The sequence below is a fragment of the Lacticaseibacillus boliensis genome, from assembly GCF_054784775.1.
The window spans coordinates 1-9339 of record NZ_BAAIHN010000056.1 but is presented as its reverse complement, the minus strand read 5'-3'; the positions used below and the strand labels follow the sequence as shown (position 1 = coordinate 9339).

The following is a 9339-nucleotide window of genomic DNA, read 5'->3' as shown; positions in this document are numbered from 1 at the left end:
TCGGTCTGTTCGTGGTGCATCGATCACCAACTTCTCCGCTCAGTCAGTATTCGCAACGCTCCAAACGTTGCTTTCAGACCGGCCAGATGCGATTTCATGTCCCAAATACCGAGGTGAATAATCCAGGACGAGACTTACATTAACGTCAAAGGTCATTGGACTTATCTGTATCGTGCAATTGATAGCAACGGTCTGACGCTCGACTTCGAACTGCGAAAGCATCGTGATTATGCGGCAGCCTATCACTTTTTGAAACGGCTTTTGACGACCAATGGTCGTCCTGATCGCTTAGTCACCGATCAATATCGAGCAACACTTAAGGCAGTGAAGCACCTGATGAAACAAGACTACTTGAGCAAATCAGCACACCAATGTTCCAAGTATCGAAACAATTTAATCGAACAAGATCATCGATTCATTAAACGACACCGGGTGCGGTCAGCAAGTTTCCAAAGCATCCGAACCGCTAGTGCAACACTCAGCGGCATTGAAGTCATCCATGCATTACGCAAGAAAACCCGACGAGAGCTAAGCCTCATCGGGTTTTCAGCCGTGGACGAATTAAAAGCGATGGTGCCAGCATAACCTACAACACCCTATCAACAACTAGGTAAAAGGCACACTCTCAGACTATTTGCACCAGAGCCATAACTATTAATATAAGCGAAATTGTTGTATATTTAATGTGTGTAGCCTGTAGCTCAAATATTTCGAGTTATGAGTAATTCATAACTTATAGGATACATATACAGGCTTTTAGAAAGGAGAGGGGCGAACTTTATTCGTTAAAATTGGTTCCAAAAAATAAAAATTAGACTATTTCGAAATGGAGGTAAACTATGAACAAGAAGAAAATAGGACAGCAAATATATTCTTTGGTTCTGATTTTTTTGCTGTTCTTACAATCATCAGCTCAAGTTGTAGGAGCCGTTACATCTAGCTCCAGTGCGGCCGATGATTCGACAGAGGTTCAACTTCTAGGGGCAACTCAAGAAGCTGCTGGATCACGGAACATTGACCTGAAGCTTTCATTAAATAATTCAACAGATGAAAGTATTCATAAGGAAGTTTCAGTATCTGTTTCTAACAATCAGCAACTGAAAGATACGAGCAATTCTAATATTCTTGATGCCAATCAAAAAGTTGTCGGGAAATATACCTATTCGGCCGACAAATTACAGTTAGAGATTTTAGGCAATGTTTCTGGAACAGCGACTATCCAACTAAGTCTCACGGATGCTTCATCCTTAGAAGGATCTGTCAACTTTTCAATGGATAGTCAAAATGTTGTTGCAAAATTGACTGATACTATTGCGAAAACAAAAGCTGATAAACCTTCGACCGATGCTAGCAGCAATGTTGCTCCTAGTGTTGCGCCGAAGAGCCAAACTGTAAAGACAGTTTCTGAGAGTACTGAGGGCAATGATATTTCAAAGTATTTGCCAGATGACTCCAAAGGGACAATCATTACTGGAGCACAGATTGAATTTACAGATGACAAGGGTAATAAAGTTGACCCTACACAGGTGACCAAAGATACTAATCTTAATTTTCAATATACATGGGCAATTCCGGATGAGCTGAAAGATGGGTATCAGCTTAAAGATGGTGACTATTTCTCATTTAAGTTACCCGAAGGAATTACCTATAAACCAGGTACGGGAACTCTTGGTGACTATGGAACTTATAGCATAGCTGCTGATGGCACAGTTAAGTTCATCTTTAATAGCAATGTTGAAAACGTGAACCACATTGAAGGGACATTTGGTTATACTTCTACCATCAGCAGTGATTCATCGTCTGGCAAAGAAAACATTGTGATTGACACGACTACCGGGCCGGTAACGATACCAATTGTTGTTCAGCCATCAGGTGGCAACGACATCGCAAAGACTGGTCAACTAACTGGCGCTAACACATCTGGAAATAACCCAACCGGAATCACGTGGAATGTCACGATTAATACTAATGGTCAAGAACTCAAGAATGCGACGATTTCTGATCCAATGCCAAGTGACACTACCAACACTGTGCCAACAACGCTGAAGTCAGTTGTTGTGTATCCTTTGACGATTGATTTGGATGGTAACGTGACCAAAACAGGTGATCCCCTTAAAGAGGGTACGGATTACAACGTCGAAAATGGAAAAATCACGTTTATTGGTGCATACGCAGATACCTATCAGGCCTTCAAGATTGAATACACTAGCGATATTGATTCGAGTAAATTGCCAGATAATGGTGGGAAATTAACCTTTACGAACAAGGCTACCTTAACTAATAATGGTAAAGAAATTCCAGCTAGTGCGACCGTCAACGCGAACTACGGGAAACTTCTGAACAAGATTTTTGATGGTCAGGATAATAATGGCAGTCAAAAGTACAATTGGCATATTGACTACAATTATGGTGAAAAGGCACTTCCTGCCAATACTAAATTGGTAGATACGTTATCAAAGGGCCAAACATTCCCGGAAGACAATAAGCTTTCATTAGTTGATGAGGCCGGTACGCCTCTCAGTACTGATGACTATAAAGTAACTTACAATTCTGATAGAACTGAAATGACTATTGTTTTCCCAAATGGGCTGAACAAGGGAGTCAAGATTTCATATCAGTCGCAAGTAACAAGTCCGATAACCGATGACGGAGAAAAAATTAGCAACTCGGTAACTAGCAACGACCAGACTTTGAATTCTGGAGATCATTCAGTTGGCCAGCAGGGGCTAACTAAGTCTCTAGGGGCCGTTGATTACAACACCAAGAATGTTACGTGGAACTTTGATATCAATATGGCCCGTCAAGATATGAGCAATTGGTCAATGACCGATCCAGTCCCGGATGGGTTGACCGTAGACTATGGTTCCTTTGTTTTAAAAGACAAAGATCATAATACAACTCTCAGTGAAGGAACGGACTATGTGATTAGCAAGCAGGGAAATGGTTTTACCATATCCTTTGCTAATACTTTAAAGGAACATGCCACAAGTTGGTATACACTAAGTTATAAAACAGCCTTTGAAACAAATAGCCTTCCAGATGGGGGCAAGTGGACTAACACTGCTACGGCGACTTGGACTGACAAAGACGGTGACGATCATACAAATAAGGGACAGGCAGACTTCACTCCTAAAACTGAGTTTAAAAATGATGGAAGCAAGTCAGGAAGTTACAACGCCGTTTCAAAACAAATTACTTGGACGGTGGTTGCTAACTATAATCAACGTAAACTTAGCAACGCTTCTATCACTGATCCAATCATTGGTGACCAAGACTATATAGCAGATAGTGCCAAGCTGTATGAGGCTTCTATTGACACAAATGGCTCATATGTTTTGGGTACACAAGTTGCTTCCGCTAATATTTCCTTTGACAGTACTAAGAAACAGCTTACTGCTAAATTACCAGATGATAGTTCTAAAGCTTATGTATTGACTTACCAGACTAGTCTCTCTGGTAAGGTCATTGATCAAAAGTCGTATGACAATACAGCGACCTATACAAATAACAAAAAATCTAGTGATTTGACAGCTCAGGTGTCGGTACCCAATAGTGGCAATGTTCTGGATAAGACTGGCAAACAGGATCCAACGAACTCTGCTTATGCATTGTGGACGATATGGGTCAATAAAGCACAGTCAACTTTCAGCGATGCAGTTGTTACCGATGAGCCTTCTGACAATCAAATTATTGACGAAAGCTCTATTGTGATCTATCCAGGGAAGGCCGCTTCTGATGGTAGCTTTACTGAAGACACGAGTAACCCATTGGTGCTTGGTAAGGATTACTCTGTGGACCTGCAAACTGATAGTGTAACTGGTAAGCAAACGATGAAGATTTCCTTTGCAAAGGAAATTAGTTCGGCGTACTCGATTCATTATCGCTCATTGATCAATTCATCAAAGATTAATGATACGTTGACAAATACAGCTTCGATATCAGGCAAAGGCGAAAAAGATGTCGATAACAATACCAGTGGATCGACGGCAATAGTAAACAATAGCGGGTCGGCAACTGGTAAGAACACTAATCTTGTTCTTACGAAAAGTGATGCTGACACCAAAAAGTCAATTGCTGGAGCTTCTTTTGAACTTTGGTCAGATGTTTCCGGACAAAAAGGGCAGAAGCTTCGTACAGGGACGACAGATGCTGCAGGCAGTATCACATGGAATAATCTTAAATCTGGAAAATACATTTTAGTTGAAACAAAGGCCCCAGATGGTTATGTGATTTCTACCAGTTTGGCAAATGGGAAAGAAATCAATCTTCAGTATAGTGATGCAGATACTGATAATAATGTCTCGATTTCTGCCACTAATCAAAAGGGCAAGGTCACGATTGAAAAATCTGATGCTGATAACTCAAGTCCTTTAGCTGGAGCAATATTTGATCTTTATAAGAAAGACGGGACTAAGGTTGCTTCGAATCTTAAGACGGGATTAGATGGCACTGTAAGTTATACCGGTCTTAATGCTGGAGACTATTATATTGTCGAAACAAAGGCTCCTGATGGATATAAGCTAGATGATACTCAGCATGCCTTTACAATTAATGGAGATAATATTCAATTAAAAGTTCCAGTTACAAATGATAAAACATTAGGGGGCGCTCTTCTAACAAAGACAGATAGTGATACTGGTAAAGTACTTTCTGGTGCGGTGTTTGATCTTTATAAGCAGGACGGCACTAAGCTTGCCAGTGATTTGACGACAGATGCTAAGGGTCAAATCAAGGTCAATGATCTGAAGCCGGGCGACTACTACTTTATCGAAACAGCAGCGCCAGCTGGATATGAACTAAATGACAGTAAGCTGAACTTCACGGTTGAGTTACAAACAACAACCAAGGTTGCGACCGTTTCCGCAAGGAATGCCGAGAAGACTGGCTCAGTTGTTTTGAATAAAACGGATAGTGATACTGGTAAAGTTCTTGCCGGTGCGGTATTCGATCTTTATAAGCAGGACGGCACAAAGCTTGCTAGTGGTTTGACGACAGATGCTAAAGGCCAGGTCCAAGTCAATGACTTGAAGCCAGGCAACTACTACTTTGTCGAAACAGCAGCGCCAGCTGGATACGAACTAAATGACAGTAAGCTGAATTTCACCGTTGAATTACAAACAACGACTAAGGTTGCGACCGTTGCCGCAACGAATGGTCAGAAGACTGGTTCCGTTGTCTTGAACAAGACAGACGGCGATACTGGTAAAGCTCTTTCCGGCGCGGTGTTCGATCTGTATAAGAAGGACGGCACAAAGCTTGCTAGTGGTTTGATGACAGACGCTAAGGGTCAAATCAAGGTTAATGACTTGAAGCCAGGTGACTACTACTTTGTCGAAACAGCAGCACCAGCTGGCTATGAATTGAATGACAGTAAATTGAACTTCACGGTTGAATTCCAGGCAACGACCAAGGTTGCGACTGTTGCCGCAACTAATGCCGAGAAGACCGGCTCAGTTGTCTTGAACAAGACAGACGGCGATACTGGTAAAGCTCTTTCCGGTGCGGTATTTGATCTGTATAAGAAGGACGGCACAAAGCTTGTTAGTGGTTTGACGACAGATGCTAAGGGTCAGATCCAAGTCAATGACTTGAAACCAGGTGACTACTACTTTGTCGAAACAGCAGCGCCAGCTGGCTATGAATTGAATGATAGTAAGCTGAACTTCACGGTCGAGTTACAAACCACAACCAAGGTTGCGACCGTTTCTGCAACTAATGCTGAGAAGACGGGTTCAGTTGTCTTGAACAAAACAGATAGTGATACTGGTAAAGCTCTTTCTGGAGCAGTATTCGATCTGTATAAGAAAGATGGCACTAAGCTTGCTAGTGGTTTGACCACAGATGCTAAAGGTCAGATCCAAGTCAATGACTTGAAGCCAGGTGACTACTACTTTGTCGAAACAGCAGCGCCAGCTGGCTATGAACTAAATGATAGTAAGCTGAACTTCACGGTTGAATTACAAACCACAACCAAGGTTGCGACCGTCTCCGCAACAAATGCTCAGAAGACGGGTTCAGTTGTCTTGAACAAAACGGATAGTGATACTGGTAAAGCTCTTTCCGGTGCGGTATTCGATCTTTATAAGAAAGACGGCACTAAGCTTGCTAGCGGTTTGACGACAGATGCTAAGGGTCAGATCCAAGTCAATGATTTGAAGCCAGGTGACTACTACTTTGTCGAAACAGCAGCGCCAGCTGGCTATGAACTAAATGATAGTAAGCTGAACTTCACCGTTGAGTTACAAACCACAACCAAGGTTGCGACCGTTTCTGCAACAAATGCCGAGAAGACCGGCTCAGTTGTTTTGAACAAGACAGACGGTGATACTGGTAAAGCTCTTTCCGGTGCAGTATTCGATCTGTATAAGAAGGATGGCACTAAGCTTGCTAGTGGTTTGACCACAGATGCTAAAGGTCAGATCCAAGTCAATGATTTGAAGCCAGGTGACTACTACTTTGTCGAAACAGCAGCGCCAGCTGGTTATGAATTGAATGACAGTAAGCTGAACTTCACGGTTGAATTACAAACAACTACTAAAGTTGCCACCGTTTCTGCAACAAATGCCGAGAAGACCGGCTCAGTTGTTTTGAACAAGACAGATGGCGATACTGGGAAAGCTCTTGCCGGTGCAGTATTCGATCTGTATAAGCAGGATGGCACTAAGATCGCTGGCGATTTGACCACAGATGCTAAAGGCCAGATCCAAGTCAATGATTTGAAGCCAGGTGACTACTACTTTGTTGAAACAGCAGCACCAGCTGGTTATAAACTGAGTAACGACAAAATATCGTTTACGATCAAGCTTCAACTCAGTAATGAATCGGCTGTGGTTGTGGCGAAGAACTTTAAGAAGAGTACACCACCAAACACCAATGACAATCACGGCAATGGCCAAAAAATGCCAAATACAGGAGATGTCAATAACGTGGGTATGACACTGATTGGGATACTTTCGGTTCTTGGTTTAATCGTTTATAGCTTCTTCAAACCTTACAGACGAGAACGTCAATAAGGTATATGTCACAAATTTCGATACTGAATACTTTTGTAGCGAGACGATGCGACATGAATGAGTATTAGAAAACCAGGTTCATCGGAGACGACTTTCCATAGTGGAAGCCGTCTTTTTTGATGCTTCATTTTTATTGAATGATTTGTATCCAATAGCATAAAAAAAGCGTGTCAAAAGTCGACACGCTCGAAGTAATGGCGTTAACAGTAAGCTATGGGTTTCTTAAGAATTCGACGTACTTCCATCACTTCTAAACAAAGTATGACAAAACTGCTTGCTAATGAATACTTAATGACATGAAATAAACACTGTATGAGTTTGGACACTAAAAAGTTCTTCGACTTACTCGGTTGAATTTGTTTTAAAAACCCTAGGCGATTTGAATGCCAGCCTCTAAGGTGTTATCCAATTTATAGATTCGTTCAACATCAATGACCACTACGCCAGCGCGTGGGAAACGGTCAAAAATGTTAGTTTGATCTAAAATATGATTAGCAAAATCATCTTTTTCATGAATATGAGCCGTTCCCTCAAAGCGAAATCCCTGTTGAGCGCCTCTATCAGCAACCGCAACCGCTGCCAAATGGTTGCTCGAGAGATTATCATAGGCTTGCCTGAAGGTATGCTCAAAGTAGATTAAATGTGAGTCATCTAAGACATGTAGTGAGCCCTTGGGACCAACTTGAGGTTTGCCATCTATTCCTGTTGTTGCTAGGAAGGGGAGCTGACTCTTTAACATATTCTTCATTTCTTCTGTAAGATTTACCATTTAATTTTCTCCGATCAACACGACATTACGCTTACCGATTACTTTTAGTAAGTATATTGCCGATATTCTGTTTTGTCAATATCCTATTTTGTCAATCCTATGTCCCCAGATGAACACCGCAGACTAGGATCGCTGAAAGGTTAACAAGATCCTTTTGCTTGTTAGATTAGTTAGGCAAACGTGTTTATATCCTTGGTCATACTCAGGATAGATGGGCATTGTGAGTGCAACAGGACTTAGTTGCTTGTATGCTACGCAATGTTGGCCTTGATACAGAGGATCACACTGTTTCTGATCTAGATGATAACCTCGTTTTTCCATTTCACGACGCTGTCCCAATAATTGTTGTCCTGGGAGTTTGTCGAATTAAGTCTTGATGCCACAAACACACGCTACGGCTTCTTTTCTTGCAAACTGATCTTAGTATTTAGGGCAGTTGCATGATTACGGAATTGAACCATTTTATAATGAATCGGCTTTTCTATAAATCTATAGAAAGTGCAGGTAATGGCATTTTCTCCAGATTGGATTGTCTAATCAATTTAATTGATTTTTTTGGTGTGTTTGATTATATTGCTTTTGCAAAGGTACAATATACCTTTTCTCTGCTGCCTTGCGAGCAGCGATGGCATCCTCCATATGAACATATACATGATTTAGGACAAGATGGCCTTGAAAGTACAGCCTTGCGACCCACTTTTGAGCAGTTTTATCCCAACTAACTCCGATAACGCCAGATTTGTTATTGGACCGTTTAAGTGTAGAAGCAACTAAATTTGTTCGATTGATTAGTTGAAAATTCTTGGGATTGCCCATGTATTTTTTAGTCTGGTTATTAGCTTTTATGTTTAATCTGCTTATTTCTGATCGCAAACACCCACAACTGCGAGTGAATCCTTTCTGAAGTCGTTGACTGTCAACAATACATTTATTTCCACATTGACATTGACAGAGCCAAAGCGCGTTTCCATTAGAACTGCTTCCAAAAAAACTAATGACTGTGAGTCGGCCAAACGTTTGATTGGCCAAATCGATACGCTTTTGCATACTAATTCCCCCGTTTGATAAGAAGGCACTTAAAGAGTTGCTTTCAATTGATCTAATCGCCATTGGCACCATGAAATAAAGGCTAATTCGTCAATCTTTGGAATGCCATAGGTTATAGCATACGTTAACTTTTGAGTGGTAAGTAGTTGATCATAGGGTTTGCTAATAATACCAACCACAAGGATATCGACATTTTTGTCAATCCCGTTGACAGGTTTTGCTCCTAGAATAGTTGCTAACTGTTGTGCCTGGAAACGACGAAAAGATCGCAAACGGCCGGTAAAGAGAATTCGTTTGCCCCTTAAATCTATCATGATGTTTACCTCTCACTAGGGGGAACGTTTGCTAGATCTTCTGCCTGATACTTTTCGATGCGATATAAGCCTGGATTATTCACCTCGGTATTTGGGACATGAAATCGCATCTGGCCGGTCTGAAAGCAACGTTTGGAGCGTTGCGAATACTGACTGAGCGGAGAAGTTGGTGATCGATGCACCACGAACAGACCGA

The 9339-nt window shown here is 41.6% G+C and carries 5 protein-coding genes and 1 pseudogene; 2 read left to right on the top strand and 4 right to left on the bottom strand.

Annotated elements, in window-relative coordinates; translation table 11 throughout:
• Positions 1-126: 126 nt before the first annotated feature.
• A pseudogene (locus ACYVRB_RS13695) lies at positions 127-585 on the top strand (IS6 family transposase); the annotation flags it as partial.
• 254 nt (positions 586-839) lie between these two features.
• Entirely contained in the window at positions 840-7013 is a 6174-nt protein-coding gene (locus ACYVRB_RS13690; protein ID WP_123018238.1) for a SpaA isopeptide-forming pilin-related protein, read from the top strand.
• Positions 7014-7383: 370 nt separating this feature from the next.
• Here ACYVRB_RS13690 and ACYVRB_RS13685 read toward each other — a convergent pair whose 3' ends face one another.
• From ACYVRB_RS13685 to ACYVRB_RS13670, 4 genes are all read right to left on the bottom strand, one after another.
• Positions 7384-7782: a pyridoxamine 5'-phosphate oxidase family protein gene (locus ACYVRB_RS13685; RefSeq protein ID WP_194959013.1), complete on the bottom strand. Its 399-nt coding sequence runs from the start codon at positions 7780-7782 to the stop codon at positions 7384-7386.
• Between the two features lie 537 nt (positions 7783-8319).
• The gene (locus ACYVRB_RS13680; RefSeq protein WP_016382271.1) at positions 8320-8829 is read right to left on the bottom strand and encodes an AP2 domain-containing protein; all 510 of its coding nucleotides are present in this window, start codon (positions 8827-8829) and stop codon (positions 8320-8322) included.
• A 29-nt stretch (positions 8830-8858) separates the two neighbouring features.
• Entirely contained in the window at positions 8859-9143 is a 285-nt protein-coding gene (locus ACYVRB_RS13675) for a BRCT domain-containing protein (RefSeq protein WP_461215999.1), read from the bottom strand.
• Between the two features lie 5 nt (positions 9144-9148).
• Positions 9149-9339 (bottom strand): hypothetical protein (locus ACYVRB_RS13670; RefSeq protein ID WP_461215997.1); only part of this gene is annotated, 191 nt, incomplete at its 5' end.

What these genes read in the sequence shown, in the direction of transcription:
- ACYVRB_RS13690 (WP_123018238.1), top strand. Translation starts at nt 840, where the DNA reads ATGAACAAGAAGAAAATAGGACAGCAAATATATTCTTTGGTTCTGATT.
- ACYVRB_RS13685 (WP_194959013.1), bottom strand. Translation starts at nt 7,782, where the DNA reads ATGGTAAATCTTACAGAAGAAATGAAGAATATGTTAAAGAGTCAGCTC.
- ACYVRB_RS13680 (WP_016382271.1), bottom strand. Translation starts at nt 8,829, where the DNA reads ATGCAAAAGCGTATCGATTTGGCCAATCAAACGTTTGGCCGACTCACA.
- ACYVRB_RS13675 (WP_461215999.1), bottom strand. Translation starts at nt 9,143, where the DNA reads ATGATAGATTTAAGGGGCAAACGAATTCTCTTTACCGGCCGTTTGCGA.